Here is a 13,621-nt window from a genome sequence, read left to right on the forward strand (position 1 = left end):
AATCCTATCGAACGGCTCAACGGTGAAATTAAACGCCGATGCGACGTCGTGGGCATCTTCCCCAACGATGACGCCATCATCAGACTGGTCGGCGCAATCCTGCTCGAACAAAACGATGAATGGGCGGTTCAACGCGGACGCTATATCACCCTTGAAACCATCGCCCAAGTGAGCGATGATCCACTACTCAGCATGCCAGCAGTGGCCAACTGACGACAAACCCGGACCTGTTCGGAAAACACTGAAGCCAGGCGCTCAGTTACACCACGTACCGGGACACGATCGAACAGTGAGTTACGCAGACGTCTTGCGTTTCTTTAAGTTATCCAAATGCTCATAATCGCTGCGTATCGGTTGGCGTAATTGTTGGTTGACCGGCGACGGCGCCCCAGACATGCGGTTCACCCCTCAGATGATGAGCGTCAACAAAAATCAGGCGCTCATTCCGGCCATGTTCATCAAGAGCCGTAAGAGAAGCGCCACGAGCGCTAGTGCCGCGACGCTACCGATCCAAATGAGAACCAGCCAACCGACACGTCGCAGCCATAACTTTTTATCGTGAGGAACGTCTGACACTAGTGATACCCCTCGCCCACCTTCACCTTACCTCGGAACACGTAGTAGGACCATGCCGTGTAGGCGAGAATGAACGGAATGATGAACAGCGCTCCGACCAGGGTGAATCCCAGGCTCTGGGGCGGCGATGCTGCCGCCCAGATCGAGATTCCCGGCGGGATGATGTTTGGCCACAAGCTAATTGCAAGTCCCGAATACCCCAGGAACAGCAATAGAAGTGAAAGCAGGAATGGTGCAGCGTGGCTTTCGCCCGCCAGCGTCTTCAGAAGCGCCCATGTGGCCAAGGCGACAAGTATGGGCACTGGTGCAAAGAAGAAGAGGTTCGGCAATGCGAACCAACGCGCAGCGATGTCAGGGTTCGCATAGGGTGTCCAGAGGCTGACGATCGCGATCGTCACCAATACGGCCAGGGCAATCGGCCGGCCAAGCTGTCGCATCCGCCACTGGAGGTCACCCTCGGTTTTCATCACCAACCAGGTCGCGCCGAGCAGGGCATAGGCGAGCAACATCCCCACGCCCGTGAACAGGCTGAACGGTGTCAACCAGTCGAATAAACCGCCAGCGTACGCACCGTCCCGAACCTTGAACCCGTTGATGAATGCGCCAAGCGCAAGGCCCTGAGAGAATGTCGCGATGTAGGAGCCCCACATGAACGCTTTATCCCAGAACGCCTTGTGCCCTTCGTCTGCCTTGAAGCGGAACTCGAACGCCACGCCACGCCAGATCAGTCCCGCCAACATGAGCATGAGCGGAAAATAGAGCGCACTCAGAATGACGGCATAGGCGAGCGGGAAAGCAGCCAGCAAGGCGGCCCCACCGAGCACCAGCCATGTCTCGTTCCCGTCCCAGACAGGTGCCACACTGTTGACCATCGTGTCACGGTATTCACGGTTGCGCACGAAGGGGAACAGAATGCCAATGCCAAGATCGAAGCCGTCCATGATGACATACATCATGAGACCAAAACCGATGATAATCGCCCATATAAGGGGAAGATCGATACCCATAGTCATTCTCCTCTTCAATCGACCGATGGGTCAATGTTATCGGGAGCAGCCGACAAGGGCCGCGCTGGCCGTTGGGACTGACCCGGATCATGCGGCGGGTGCTCATCTTCACTCTTGGTCGGCCCCTTGGCGATTAGCTTCAGCATGTAGCTGACCCCCGTGCCAAAGACCGCGAAATACATGATCACGAAGATGATAAGGGTCGTCGACAGCGCTAGCGCTGAATGGTTCGAGACCCCATTGGCCGTGCGCATCACGCCATAGACAAGCCAAGGCTGACGGCCAATTTCCGTCGTATACCACCCGGCCAGAATTGCGATCAGACCCGCTGGCCCCATCAAGGTTGCGAAGCGCAGGAACCACGTCTGTTTGTATAGCCCCTTACGCCAGCGCAACCAGAGGCTCCAGACGCCCAGCAACAACATCAGCATGCCCAAGCCAACCATGACGCGGAACGACCAGAACAGAACGGTTGAATTGGGACGGTTTTCACGGGCAAATTCGCTCAGTCCCTGATACTGCCCGTCGAGGTTATGAGTCAGGATGAGGCCGCCGAGTCGAGGAATCTCAATCTTGTAGCGCGTCTCTTCCGCTTGCATGTCCGGCCAGCCGAACAGAATAAGCGGCACACCGGCACCCGGTTCATTTCGCCAGTGACCTTCCATTGCGGCCACCTTGGCGGGCTGATGCTCAAGCGTGTTCAGTCCGTGCAAATCGCCAATAAGGATTTGCAGTGGCGTCACGATCAACACCATCCACATGGCCATGGAGAACATCGTGCGTACGTGTTTGTCTCGGCGACCACGCAGCAGATGCCATGCGCCCGAAGCGCCGACAAAGAGGGCAGTTGCCAGGAAGGCCGCGACGGTCATGTGGGCGAGCCGATATGGGAAGGACGGATTAAAAATGACTTTGAACCAGTCCACCGGCACAACAACATTGTTGACGATTTCGAACCCTTGCGGCGTCTGCATCCAGCTATTCGATGCCACAATCCAGGTCGCGGAGATCAGGGTCCCGATCGCCACCATAATGGTCGCAAAGAAATGAAGGCCAGGTCCGACCTTTTTCCAGCCGAATAGCATGACGCCGAGAAAACCAGCTTCGAGAAAGAATGCCGTCAGGACTTCGTAGGCGAGCAACGGCCCGGTTATCGATCCGGCAAACGCCGAAAAGTAACTCCAGTTGGTCCCGAACTGATAGGCCATGACCAAGCCAGACACGACGCCCATCGCGAAGTTGACCGCGAATATCTGGGACCAGAAGTGATATAGATCGCGATAGACCGGATCCTTCTTCCAGAGCCAAAGCCCTTCGAGAACGGCCAGATAACTCGCAAGTCCGATCGTAATCGCGGGAAATACGATGTGGAAAGAGATGGTAAAGCCGAACTGGATACGCGCGAGTTCGAGGGCAGTCAGTCCAAACATTTTGCAGCCTCCTGTGGCCGAGAGATATCGGTGTTTTCGTCACCAGCGAAAGAATGCGGCCAACCCTCGAACGTGACAGCAGATTTCGCTCGGGTATCGACAGAGAGTCGGAAGACATCAGGTCGTGCGTAGTGCCCGACGACATCGAGGTCATATTTTCCTCGCGCAATGATGCGTCGGTCAATCTCCGCGATCTTGATCGTCTCCCCGGTAAAGTCGGGCTCAACCAGCACATTGCCAAGCGGATCGATGATGCAGGAGCCGCCCCGGATCAAAACTGTGCTCGGGTCATCTCCCTGGATCGGCGCATAATCGGCGGGACCATCTCCCCTCGTCAGATACTGGCAAGCCGAGATAACAAAGCAGCGACCTTCGAGCGCGATCGTGCGCATCGTCGGCAACCATGTGTCCCGGTCATCGACTGTTGGTGCACAGTAAAGTTCAACCCCCCGCGAATACATTGCTGCACGCAGCAGCGGCATATAATTTTCCCAGCAAATTACGCTACCGATACGCCCGATCGGCGTATCGACTACGTTGATGGTCGATCCGTCTCCAAACCCCCAGACCAGCCGTTCCAACGCTGTCGGCATCAGCTTGCGGTGCTTGTAGAGAATCCTGCCGGATGGAGCGTAGGTCAGGGTGGAGCAATAGAGCGTGCCCCCATCGCGTTCGATAACGCCAACGACCATGTGGACGCCATTGTCCCTCGCAATCTCGCCCATGCGCGACGCCTCCGGGCCAGGAAGATCGATGGCACTCTCGAAATAGCGTCTGAACTCTTCGCGTCCCTCCGGGCTGCGAAGCCCAAGCCGGGCGCCAAAGTCCACTCCCTTCGGATAACCGCCGATAAAGGCCTCGGGGAAGACAACGAGGTCCGCGCCTTTCGCAGCTGCTTCGCGGGTCAGCTCACCGAGCTTCTCCACGGTCTTAGGTGTATTGAACAGGACGGGGGCGGCCTGCACGACGGCGGCTTTAATGGGGGACATAGCTAACAATCCTGAAATTACACGACGGCGCGCGTGCCGAGTGAGGGTTGCGTGATGAAGCTGGCAAGTTGAGTGAGGCCGTCTTCCAGATCTCCTCGATCCGGAGCGACGCCCAGGGATATTCTGACGGCCTCAATGGGATGGGGCACAGTTGCGAAGGCGGAAGACGGCACGATCGAAACTCCGGCACGGTCGGCATACTCGGCGAAATCAGCAGCGCGCCAATGTTTTGGCAGTTGTAGCCATAGGTGATGGCCATACGGATCCGCCGCAAAACCCAGATCACCAAGTATCGACGCGGCGAGCTTCTGGCGTTCCGCGTTCTCGGCACGGATTGAGCTTGTGATCTCGTTAAGCGTACCATCCGTAATCCATCGGCTTACCAGGGCCGACATAAGCGGAGGCGCCATCAGGATGGTCGCACGCAGCACGCCGGCAAGCCAAAGAGCCTTGGGGCCATTGGGCGCAACGACATAAGCAACCCGCAAGGCCGGGCTCGCGCACTTGGAAAGCGTGGCAATGTGCCAGGTGATGTCGGGGGCCAATTCCGCCATCGAAACCGCGCGCTCTGATCTCAAGGGCGCATAGGGGTCGTCCTCAATAATCGCGACGCCATTTTTACGGGCAATGGCCGCCAAAGACTTCCGGCGATCCTCCGGCAGGGTCGCGGTGGTAGGATTATCGATACTGGGAATGACATAGAGCGCCTTGGGTGCACGCTCACGGCAAACCTTTTCGAACGCTTCAGGAATGATGCCCTTGTTGTCCATCTCAAGAGGCTCGATCACAACCCCTTTTTGAATGGCAACCGCTTTGAGACCCGGATATGTCATAGCACCGGCCGCAACGACGTCACCGCGGTTTAACAGAAGCTCGTACACCGCAAACAATGCGCTCTGAGCACCGCCGGTAATGACAATGCGGTCAGGCGTCACGCCCTCAATTCGGGGAGTGAGCCAACTTGCCGCTGCCTGCCTGTCCGGTTCAGATCCGGTGCTTTCTTGATAATGAAGATTCAGCAGCCCTCGCGAACCCCCAAGAACACCCGCGATTCCGCTCGGAAACACCTTCCTGAAATCTACATCAGACGGCTGTGAAGGCATGTTCATGCTCAGGTCGATTAGTGGCGACGCCTGATCATGGGTCCCGCCATCGAGCGCTTCACTGATGAACGTCCCGCGGCCCGCCTGTGCCTCAACAAGCCCACGACGTCGGGCTTCGTTGAAGGCACGCGTCACTGTAGTCAGATCGACGTTAAGCGCCTCGGCAATCACCCGCTGCGCCGGCAACCGGTCACCCCTCGCGACTCTTCCGGAGCGAATATCGGCTTCCAATGCCCCGACGATACCCAGGTACTTCATCCTCGCGTTTGCGATCAGTCGCGGCTTCCACATCTCGCTCTCTCAAATTGTATGGCATTTTAGCATACAATTTTCATAACATGTATGGGACATGGAGGGAAGCGGAGATTAGCTAGCGCACAAATCTCTGAAAAACGCGGCGCCTCCCCTGCTCTGCTCTGCGTCTCAGCACGTCAAACATCCGTTTAGACGGCCTCTCAGGCGATATGTACCTGCAAACCCTAAATCATCTTATTAGGGGCATGACGACCATCGGCCGAAAGGGGCCGCCGCTTACGCAAACCGGCCCCCTCTCCAACATCACAGTCGATAACCTTCTTTTGGAGCTTAGGCGCCGCCAGTTCTCTGCTTGGGATGGTACGGGTCAGGTGCCCACCGGGAAACGGCAGTGCTCGCGACTAAGAAAAAAGCGAAATTTTACGCTCATGTATCTTTCTATGGTCACAATCACCTCCTAGGCACTTCCGAGCAACGCCTGAATTGCCCCAATGCCACCAGCCGCTTCGATTGCAATCATCTGGTCGACGTAGTCGCGCCACAGGAAAATCTTGCGATCCTTGATGTGGACAACGGATAGATAGGTGTTGTTGTACGGCCTGTCAGTGGCCAGCGAATGCCCCTGACCTTTATATTCCATGATTACGACGTCAGCCCCCTCCTCCGTCTTCGAGCGATGAACCTGCAGATCGCTCGTAGAGTTCAGCTGAAAGACGTCTCCATACCCCCGGAATGCAGCTAGGAGTTCGTTGCGACCGTTGAATACAGGCTTCGTTCCTGGCACCGGGAATGGATTTTCCCAGATGGCATCTTCGGCAAACCATTCAAAGAAGTGGCTTCCGTCAACTTGCTTTCCAATCACCCCCCCAACCATCTCAAACAAAGGGTCGAGCGCCTTGTAGACTGAGTAGTCCGTAACATTTGTCATGACAATCTTTCTATAGTGATCGACCCTTCTATAGTGATCGATATCTAAGTCATTAATCCGTTTGCCAACAAGGGTCAAGATATATATAGTGATGACTATGAAAAGGGATAATTGCGATGCAAGAAGTAGGTAGTCTCACAGCAGGCCGTATCGGCCGGCCGCGATCATTCGATAGAGAGTCCGCGCTCAAGGTTGCGATGCATCTCTTCTGGAACCATGGCTATGAAGCCACATCGATCGCGGAACTGACCCAGGCCATGGGTATCACGCCGCCAAGCCTTTACGCGGCCTTCGGCGATAAGCGTCAACTGTTTCTTGAAACCGTCGACCGTTACATGGGCGGTATCGATGCTGTGACTAAAGGCGTGCTTGACGCAGCCACTGCGCAAGACGCTGCGCGCGAACTGCTCACCTCTGCTGCCCTCGGCCACACGGGGGAAGACACGCCGCCAGGATGTCTGGTCGCCAGTTCGATTATTAGCAGTTCGGTCAGCGCTGCCGACATCCGGGAGGAGTTGGCGGGGATCCGCCGACGCATGGAAGCGGCCTTGCGAGTACGCATTGAACGTGATGTCCTTGAAGGCATACTGCCCGCGAGCGCTGATGCCGACATGCTAGCCGGTCATGTCTTCGCGGTCGTTCAGGGTATGTCTACGCTCGCCAAGGATGGCGCTGATCGAGCCAAGCTGCTCCGCATTGTGGACTGTGCCATGAATGGCTGGCCGTCTCCAGTCGGACCACGGATCGACGGTGCCGACGAGGGTACGGCGACTGAGCGCACCAAATACGCGTATGACGACACGCGCCGCCCATCCCGGTGAGCGTGGCCTAGGTAACCTCCAATTACTTCGGCACTCCTATTCTTGTGGTATTTCGTGGATGCGGAAGCACGTCGGCGAATGATCATTCATAATCCCGATCGCCTGCATCCAAGCGTATACGATTGTAGGCCCGACGAACTTGAACCCTCTACGTTTCAGTTCTTTGGATATCCGGGCGGAGAGTGCGGTTTCGGTGTTGTATCCCGCCCCCTGAACAGGTTTGCCATCCGTGAAAGACCAGCAGAACGCGGCGAAATCGTCGCCGCGTTCCTGCATGTCGTTGAATATCTGCGCACCGCGTATGGTCGCCTCGATCTTGGCACGGGCCCGGACGATACCGGCGTTGCCCATGAGCCTTTCAATATCGTCGGCACCGAACGCGGCGACCGCCTTCGGGTCAAAGTTCGAGAAGGCCGCGCGGAAAGCCTCTCGCTTTCGGAGGATGATCTCCCAGGACAACCCCGCCTGGAATCCCTCTAGCATTAGTGTCTCCCACAAAACGCGGGCATCGCGCTCGGGCACGCCCCATTCTGTGTCGTGGTAGTCGCGCATGAGTGAACTGGAGTTCGCCCATCCACAGCGATGCATATGATCCATGATGTCTCCTTTGATCAAACGTCGACGATCGTTGTGTCGGCAATCGTCTCGGCGAAACCCGCGCCGAATAGTCCGGCGGGTGTCTGGAATCCGGGAACCGCTTCGCCTTCCAGCACCCGCCGTCCCGCCTCGGCAGCTGCCATCGCGGTGAACGTGTAACCGTTGACCGTGTCGAGAAGCGCGCGTGCCACCGTGCCGTTGGCATCCATCACCTCGACGACTGCCTGATATCGGTTTGCCAGTCGTTCTTCTTCACTCGGGCCGTCGGGAAGCGCTGAAAGATCGCCCTGAGGGAAGCCGTCGCCCGTGACATGGACGAAGGTTTCAATATTCGGCACACCGGTGGCCTGCCAGATCGTGATCAGATCCGGCAGCGTGACCGGGAAGCAATCAACAGCGCCGTTCCCGAAGTCGAATTGTTGAATATCGCTGGCAGCCTTGCTGACTAACTTGCCATCAACGCGCTGCAGCGTCTCAACGGTAAGGTTTTCACTCGCGCTGATGGCCGATCCACGTGACAGGCCGCCAGCGACATGAAGCGAGATCCTCATCTTTATGGGATCCTTGACCCCACCGACAGCGCGCCCGGCTAGGCTGCCCAGCATCGCGACGCTGCCACCGCCGCCTGGCAGGAGCATCACGCCCGCCGCGGCTGCCTGATCATCGAGGACTTCCGCCAGCTGGTAGCTATCGAGTTCTGCAGCCGTGTCGAGATAGTGTACGCCATTGCGGATGGAGGCCTTCATCAGGATTTCCGCCGTCCGCATAAACGGGCCGGCACAATTCAGTATTACCGAGATGTCCGTCAGCATCCCGTCGATAGCTGCGGCATCATCGAGCGCAAACACGCGGTATTGCGCACCAAGTTCAGAGGCAAGTGTGGCAAGGGCCGCTTCGTTGCGTCCCGCGAGGACCAGAGGCGTGCCGGCCGTGCGAGCGTGCTGGGCGGCCATACGACCGGTATAGCCAGTGGCTCCGTAGATCATCAGTTTCTTCATGTCAGTATTCCAGTTCTGTTCGGCCCAAACAGGCCCTATTCAAGATCGGCATCTATGCGAGTGATCAGGCCACCAGGATCGAAACTGAAGTCGAGCCGCCCTATCTCGTACCCAAAGTCGCCAGTGAATTCGACACGGGCACGGACACGGCTCGCGTCAAGCGACGTGACCGACAGGAGCTTTGTAACGGTGTGATAGCCAACGAAAAACCGTTCGACATACTCTTGAATGCCAGGATGCCCATCAAATCGCTCGCCTGTCGACGGGTCGTCGATGACGGCGTTAGGCGTGAAGAGCTTGATTACCAATGCAACATTGTACCCGTTGGTGGCGCTGATAAAGGCGTCCACCCTACTGCTATAGACTTCAATCATAGTCATACCTTCACCTTTCGTGCTGCCAGCTTTTATAAACAAATTCGAGGCTGTAGCCGTCCGGGTCTTTCACCTGGGCAGCATAGTACCGGGGGTCGTAGTGAAGCTGCGGACCGGGTGAATGGATCTCTTCGGCACCCGCAGCCATGGCGGCGGCGTATGCGGCATCCACTTCCGGCTTACCGTTTGCGACAAAGCCGACGTGGGCGGCGCGGCCTTCGGCGACACCCTTGCGAAGCCAGAAGAACACCCGGCCGTTCGCACCGAACCCCTTAAGATCAGGATGGCCCGGAGGGCCATCCTTACCGTCGTAGTCGACCTGATGAACGATACCCAGGGGTGCAAGCGCCTTCTCGTAGAAAGCAATCGAGCAGTTGATGTCGCTCACCGAAATAAAAATGTGGTCGAGCATATTGCTCTCCTGTGGGTTAGATGATGTAGCCGCCAGCCACTTCGATGTTCTGGGCGTTGATCCAGCGGTTCTCGTCGGAGAGCAGACTGGCGATCACGCCACCGATTTCCTCAGGCTCGCCGACGCGACCCAGCGCGGTCTGGCCAGCGAGAAGGGCTTCGAACTCGTCATTCAACCCACCGCCAAGCTCGGTTCTGATCGCGCCGGGCGCAATGGAATTCGCCCTAATCCGGCGCTCGCCGAATTCCTTGGCCATGTAGCGCGTCAGCACCTCAAGACCGCCTTTGAACGCTGCATAGGGAGCGACGCCGGCGGTGGCGACGCGGGTGGTGGCGCTCGTCATGTTGATGATGTGCCCGCCATCCTCTAGGAGCGGGAGAAGGATCTGAGTCAGGAAAAATGGCCCCTTAAGATGGATGTTGAACAAGCCGTCGAACTGCTCTTCGGTCACGGTGGCGATTGGATTGAAGAGGCCGTATCCTGCATTGTTGACGAGGTAGTCGAAGGTCTGGCGGCCCCATACAGTCTCAAGCTCGGCAACAACGGCGTCCCGGAAAGCCGGGAATGTGCGGCTGTCGGTGACATCCAACTTGAGCGCAACGGCCTTTCCGCCCTCTGCCGCAATGGTATTGACCACATCCTCCGCTGCCTTCGGATTATTGTGGTAGGTGACGATGACACCCATACCGCGCTCCGCGCATTTGAAGGCTGTACTGGCCCCGAGGCCGCGGCTGCTGCCGGTGATGATGACGATCTTCATGCGTGTTTCCTTCGAATTAGGCGTGAGATGAGCCTACGCCCATAGGACGCCGCGCACTCACCCGTTTCTCTTAGATACTTGCCTATTTCTGCTTTTGACTTGAACTTGCCCCGAACCTCTGCCAACGTCAGAGCATGGAACAGCAATTACAAGAACTCCGGGCCTTGGCCTCTGGTGCCGGGAACAAACGCACCGAGACAGGCATTCCGCGCGTCGCCATGGTTCAGGGCGAAATCCCCGAACACCAGCTTGCTGGTGTCTACGACCCGATGGTCAACCTGATCCTCACGGGTAGCAAGACGATGACCGTCGGCGATAGAACCTTCAACTACGACCCGGCGACCTATTTTGTCATGTCGGTCGATCTTCCGGCGGTAGGTTCGGTGCATCCATCGGGTGCGGGAGAGCCTTATCTGGCGATTAGCCTAACGCTCGATCCAACGATCGTCGCCAGGTTGCTATCGGACATTGCGAAGCCGTCAGGTGGCGGGCTGTTCGTTTCGGGCTTCTCGGTCGCCCCGGTGACGCCGGAACTTCTTGACGCTTGGCTCAGGATGATGCGCCTTGTCGAACGGCCAGACGAGATCGCAGCACTTGCCCCGGCCTATGAGCGTGAGATCCTTTTTCGCGTTCTGCAGGGGCCGCACGGCTGGATGCTGCGCGACATTGCAACGCCTGACACCGCTCTCTCCCGTATCAGTGTTGCCATCGAATGGATCAGAAGGAATTTTGCCGAGCAGATCCGGGTCGAGGCGCTTGCCGAAATGGCAGCCTTAAGCGTTTCCGCATTCCATCGACACTTTAAAGCCGTCACTGCGCTCAGCCCTCTTCAATATCAAAAACGCGTCCGCCTTCTGCATGCGCGCTCGCAGCTCATCGCGGGCCATGGCAGCGCGACGTCCATCGCATTCGGTGTAGGTTATGAAAGTCCGAACCAGTTCAGCCGAGAATACGCACGTCTGTTCGGTCTGCCGCCATCGAAAGACCTATCAAAGGCCATTCGTGACCTGAAAGCGGCATAGTTGGACGCCGTTGACGACGGGCATCAAGCCGTGGGCAACCGAAGGAGGCGCCTCTTCGGCAGTTTGAAAAAGAGTCGCCGGGACATCTATCAGAGCGTCAACCAGACGGCCAATCGAAAGCGCCTGAACCTGCCCGTATAGTTTGACGCAGGGCCACTTATGTCCATTGGTCAGGGTGTTGAATATCACTCAAAACTGACCCAGTAGGCGGCATAATTATCATCGAGAATTGACCCATGTGAAACTCCCCTCGTTGTCAGACAGCGAGGGCTCTCGGAGTGATAGACATGGCATTATTGAGCGTCATCAGACGCTGGGCATTTCGGGATCGGATACCGATCCGTGAGATATGCCGAAGAACGGGTCTTTCGCGGAACACGATCCGCAAATACCTTAGGTCGGATGTTGTTGAGCCGGCGTTCCAAACGCCCGGCAGGCCTACCAAGTTGGATGCTTATGCCGACAAGCTGGTACACTGGCTGAAGATCGAAGCCGGTAGGTCTCGGAAGCAAAAGCGTACCGTTAAACAGCTTCACGCGGATCTGGTGGCCCTCGGCTATGACGGTTCTTATCCGCGCGTTGCCACGTTCGCGCGCGAATGGAAAGCCAATCGCCTGCGCGAGCAGCAGATGAGTGGGCGCGGGACATTCGTGCCGCTGGCCTTCGAGGCGGGGGAAGCCTTCCAGTTCGACTGGAGTGAAGACTGGGCCGTTATAGGTGGCGAGCGGACCAAGCTTCAGGTGGCTCACTTCAAACTATCTCACAGCCGCGCCTTCATCGTGCGAGCCTATCCTCTGCAGACGCATGAGATGCTGTTCGATGCTCATGTTGAAGCCTTCCGCGTTCTGGGCGGCGTGCCGCGGCGGGGTATCTATGACAATATGAGGACCGCGGTCGATAAGATCGGGGTCGGCAAGGCGCGGCAAGTGAACCTGCGCTTCCAGGCGATGGCCAGCCATTACCTCTTCGATGCCGAGTTCTGCAATCCGGCATCAGGCTGGGAGAAAGGACAGGTCGAGAAGAATGTCCAGGATGCACGCCACCGGCTATGGATACCGATACCCAGCTTCCCGAACCTGGCGGCTTTGAACGTCTGGCTGGAAGAGCGGTGTATCGCATACTGGCGGGAGATTCCGCATGGCGAACTACCAGGGACGATTGCTGACGTCTGGGCGGAAGAGCAGGACTACCTTATGAGGCCCACACGGCCGTTCGACGGCTTCGTCGAGCATACCAAGCGGGTGACGCCAACCTGCCTGATCCATCTGGAGCGTAATCGTTACAGTGTCCCGGCATCGTTCGCCAACCGGCCCGTCAGCGTGCGCGTCTATCCCGATCGCATTGTCATCGCTGCGGAAGGCCAAATTCTATGCGAGCATCCACGGATTATAGATCGCTCACATAGCAACCCAGGTCGCACCGTCTACGACTGGCGTCACTATCTGGCGGTGATCCAGCGCAAACCCGGCGCGCTGCGTAATGGTGCCCCGTTCACTGAGCTGCCGGAATCCTTCCGACGTCTTCAGGGGCATCTCCTCAAACGGCTTGGCGGCGACCGGGAAATGGTCGAGATCCTGGCCCTTGTCCTCCAGCATGACGAGCAGGTCGTGTTGCAGGCTGTCGAGTTGGCGCTGGCCGGTGGCGTGCCGACCAAGACGCATATCCTGAACATCTTACATCGCCTGATCGACGGCACAACGCCGCCGGATACGATCGATGCGCCACAGGCGCTTCGGTTGACGCAAGAACCCTTGGCCAATGTTGAGCGCTACGATGCCTTGCGCGCGGAGGGCCGTCATGCGTCATGATCCTGCCAGCGCCGCCATCATCATCATGCTGCGTGCCCTGAAAATGTACGGCATGGCCCAGGCCGTCGGCGAACTAACCGAACAGGGCTCGCCCGCGTTTGAAAGCGCGATGCCGATCCTGTCACAGCTTCTGAAGGCAGAGACTGCCGAGCGTGAGGTCAGGTCTATTGCCTATCAGATAAAGTCGGCCCGTTTCCCGGCTTACAAGGACCTGTCAGGCTATGACTTCGCCTCTGGTGAGGTCAATGAAGCCCTGGTTCGCCAACTGCACCGCTGCGAGTTTATGGACGGTGCGCACAACGTTGTCCTTATCGGCGGGCCTGGCACCGGCAAAACACATGTCGCCACGGCGCTGGGCGTGCAGGCTGTCGAGCATCACCGAAAGAAGGTTCGCTTCTTCTCGACCATCGAACTGGTCAACCTGCTCGAACAGGAAAAGGCCCAGGGCAAGGTTGGACAGATGGCGGATCGGCTACTTAAGCTCGACATGGTCATCCTTGATGAACTGGGTTACCTGCCCTTCAGCGCGTCAGGTGGCGCC

General features: G+C 57.6%; 16 protein-coding genes. 5 read left to right on the forward strand and 11 right to left on the reverse strand.

What is annotated here, in order from left to right; translation table 11 throughout:
* On the forward strand, positions 1-213 hold a 213-nt coding region (locus B060_RS0122640), incomplete at its 5' end, for a transposase (protein ID WP_018083895.1).
* Positions 214-432: 219 nt separating this feature from the next.
* Here B060_RS0122640 and B060_RS28580 read toward each other — a convergent pair.
* The 6 genes from B060_RS28580 to B060_RS25720 all read right to left on the reverse strand — a co-directional run bounded on the left by B060_RS28580 (position 433) and on the right by B060_RS25720 (position 6,288).
* Positions 433-576, reverse strand: a complete 144-nt coding sequence (locus B060_RS28580; protein WP_018084086.1) for a DUF2474 family protein — start codon at positions 574-576, stop codon at positions 433-435.
* Positions 576-1,583 carry a cytochrome d ubiquinol oxidase subunit II gene (gene cydB / locus B060_RS0122650; protein ID WP_026173082.1) on the reverse strand — a complete coding sequence of 336 codons (1,008 nt, stop codon included), beginning with the start codon at positions 1,581-1,583 and terminating at the stop codon, positions 576-578. The genes B060_RS28580 and cydB overlap by 1 nt, the downstream gene beginning before the upstream one ends.
* A gap of 14 nt (positions 1,584-1,597) precedes the next feature.
* Positions 1,598-3,013 carry a cytochrome ubiquinol oxidase subunit I gene (locus B060_RS0122655; RefSeq protein ID WP_018084088.1) on the reverse strand — a complete coding sequence of 472 codons (1,416 nt, stop codon included), beginning with the start codon at positions 3,011-3,013 and terminating at the stop codon, positions 1,598-1,600.
* Positions 3,001-4,002, reverse strand: a complete 1,002-nt coding sequence (locus B060_RS0122660) for a carbon-nitrogen hydrolase family protein (protein WP_018084089.1) — start codon at positions 4,000-4,002, stop codon at positions 3,001-3,003. Before B060_RS0122660 ends, B060_RS0122655 begins: the two co-directional genes overlap by 13 nt.
* Before the next feature lie 17 nt (positions 4,003-4,019).
* Complete coding sequence (locus B060_RS0122665) at positions 4,020-5,396, reverse strand: aminotransferase-like domain-containing protein (RefSeq protein ID WP_018084090.1); 1,377 nt, start codon at positions 5,394-5,396, stop codon at positions 4,020-4,022.
* A 421-nt stretch (positions 5,397-5,817) separates the two neighbouring features.
* The gene (locus tag B060_RS25720) at positions 5,818-6,288 is read right to left on the reverse strand and encodes a nuclear transport factor 2 family protein (RefSeq protein WP_018084092.1); all 471 of its coding nucleotides are present in this window, start codon (positions 6,286-6,288) and stop codon (positions 5,818-5,820) included.
* Between the two features lie 116 nt (positions 6,289-6,404).
* Between B060_RS25720 and B060_RS25725 the strand changes: the two genes are divergently transcribed.
* On the forward strand, positions 6,405-7,109 hold the full coding sequence (locus B060_RS25725) for a TetR/AcrR family transcriptional regulator (RefSeq protein ID WP_081607006.1): 705 nt from the start codon (positions 6,405-6,407) through the stop codon (positions 7,107-7,109).
* Positions 7,110-7,145: 36 nt separating this feature from the next.
* Here B060_RS25725 and B060_RS0122685 read toward each other — a convergent pair whose 3' ends face one another.
* The 5 genes from B060_RS0122685 to B060_RS0122705 are packed head-to-tail and all read right to left on the reverse strand — an operon-like array spanning position 7,146 to position 10,250.
* Entirely contained in the window at positions 7,146-7,706 is a 561-nt protein-coding gene (locus B060_RS0122685) for a DNA-3-methyladenine glycosylase I (protein WP_018084094.1), read from the reverse strand.
* Between the two features lie 14 nt (positions 7,707-7,720).
* Positions 7,721-8,704: a saccharopine dehydrogenase family protein gene (locus B060_RS0122690; protein ID WP_018084095.1), complete on the reverse strand. Its 984-nt coding sequence runs from the start codon at positions 8,702-8,704 to the stop codon at positions 7,721-7,723.
* A 35-nt stretch (positions 8,705-8,739) separates the two neighbouring features.
* Complete coding sequence (locus B060_RS0122695; protein WP_018084096.1) at positions 8,740-9,078, reverse strand: nuclear transport factor 2 family protein; 339 nt, start codon at positions 9,076-9,078, stop codon at positions 8,740-8,742.
* Positions 9,079-9,088: 10 nt separating this feature from the next.
* Complete coding sequence (locus tag B060_RS0122700; protein ID WP_018084097.1) at positions 9,089-9,490, reverse strand: VOC family protein; 402 nt, start codon at positions 9,488-9,490, stop codon at positions 9,089-9,091.
* Between the two features lie 16 nt (positions 9,491-9,506).
* Entirely contained in the window at positions 9,507-10,250 is a 744-nt protein-coding gene (locus B060_RS0122705; RefSeq protein ID WP_018084098.1) for an SDR family NAD(P)-dependent oxidoreductase, read from the reverse strand.
* 134 nt (positions 10,251-10,384) lie between these two features.
* On the opposite strand from B060_RS0122705, the gene B060_RS0122710 reads away from it, so the two are divergent.
* The 3 genes from B060_RS0122710 to B060_RS0122725 form a co-directional block, all read left to right on the forward strand.
* Entirely contained in the window at positions 10,385-11,272 is an 888-nt protein-coding gene (locus tag B060_RS0122710; RefSeq protein ID WP_018084099.1) for an AraC family transcriptional regulator, read from the forward strand.
* 287 nt (positions 11,273-11,559) lie between these two features.
* Entirely contained in the window at positions 11,560-13,080 is a 1,521-nt protein-coding gene (istA, locus tag B060_RS0122720) for an IS21 family transposase (protein WP_026173026.1), read from the forward strand.
* Positions 13,070-13,621 (forward strand): ATP-binding protein (locus B060_RS0122725; RefSeq protein WP_018083715.1); only part of this gene is annotated, 552 nt, incomplete at its 3' end. The genes istA and B060_RS0122725, both read left to right, overlap by 11 nt.

Source organism: Asticcacaulis benevestitus DSM 16100 = ATCC BAA-896 (genome assembly GCF_000376105.1).
GTDB lineage: Bacteria > Pseudomonadota > Alphaproteobacteria > Caulobacterales > Caulobacteraceae > Asticcacaulis > Asticcacaulis benevestitus.

Coding starts and splice junctions, on each gene's coding strand:
- B060_RS25720 (WP_018084092.1), bottom strand. CDS start 6,288: ATGACAAATGTTACGGACTACTCAGTCTACAAGGCGCTCGACCCTTTG.
- B060_RS25725 (WP_081607006.1), top strand. CDS start 6,405: ATGCAAGAAGTAGGTAGTCTCACAGCAGGCCGTATCGGCCGGCCGCGA.
- B060_RS0122660 (WP_018084089.1), bottom strand. CDS start 4,002: ATGTCCCCCATTAAAGCCGCCGTCGTGCAGGCCGCCCCCGTCCTGTTC.
- B060_RS0122705 (WP_018084098.1), bottom strand. CDS start 10,250: ATGAAGATCGTCATCATCACCGGCAGCAGCCGCGGCCTCGGGGCCAGT.
- B060_RS0122710 (WP_018084099.1), top strand. CDS start 10,385: ATGGAACAGCAATTACAAGAACTCCGGGCCTTGGCCTCTGGTGCCGGG.
- B060_RS0122690 (WP_018084095.1), bottom strand. CDS start 8,704: ATGAAGAAACTGATGATCTACGGAGCCACTGGCTATACCGGTCGTATG.
- B060_RS0122685 (WP_018084094.1), bottom strand. CDS start 7,706: ATGGATCATATGCATCGCTGTGGATGGGCGAACTCCAGTTCACTCATG.
- istA (WP_026173026.1), top strand. CDS start 11,560: ATGGCATTATTGAGCGTCATCAGACGCTGGGCATTTCGGGATCGGATA.
- B060_RS0122695 (WP_018084096.1), bottom strand. CDS start 9,078: ATGATTGAAGTCTATAGCAGTAGGGTGGACGCCTTTATCAGCGCCACC.
- B060_RS0122655 (WP_018084088.1), bottom strand. CDS start 3,013: ATGTTTGGACTGACTGCCCTCGAACTCGCGCGTATCCAGTTCGGCTTT.
- B060_RS0122665 (WP_018084090.1), bottom strand. CDS start 5,396: ATGTGGAAGCCGCGACTGATCGCAAACGCGAGGATGAAGTACCTGGGT.
- cydB (WP_026173082.1), bottom strand. CDS start 1,583: ATGGGTATCGATCTTCCCCTTATATGGGCGATTATCATCGGTTTTGGT.
- B060_RS0122700 (WP_018084097.1), bottom strand. CDS start 9,490: ATGCTCGACCACATTTTTATTTCGGTGAGCGACATCAACTGCTCGATT.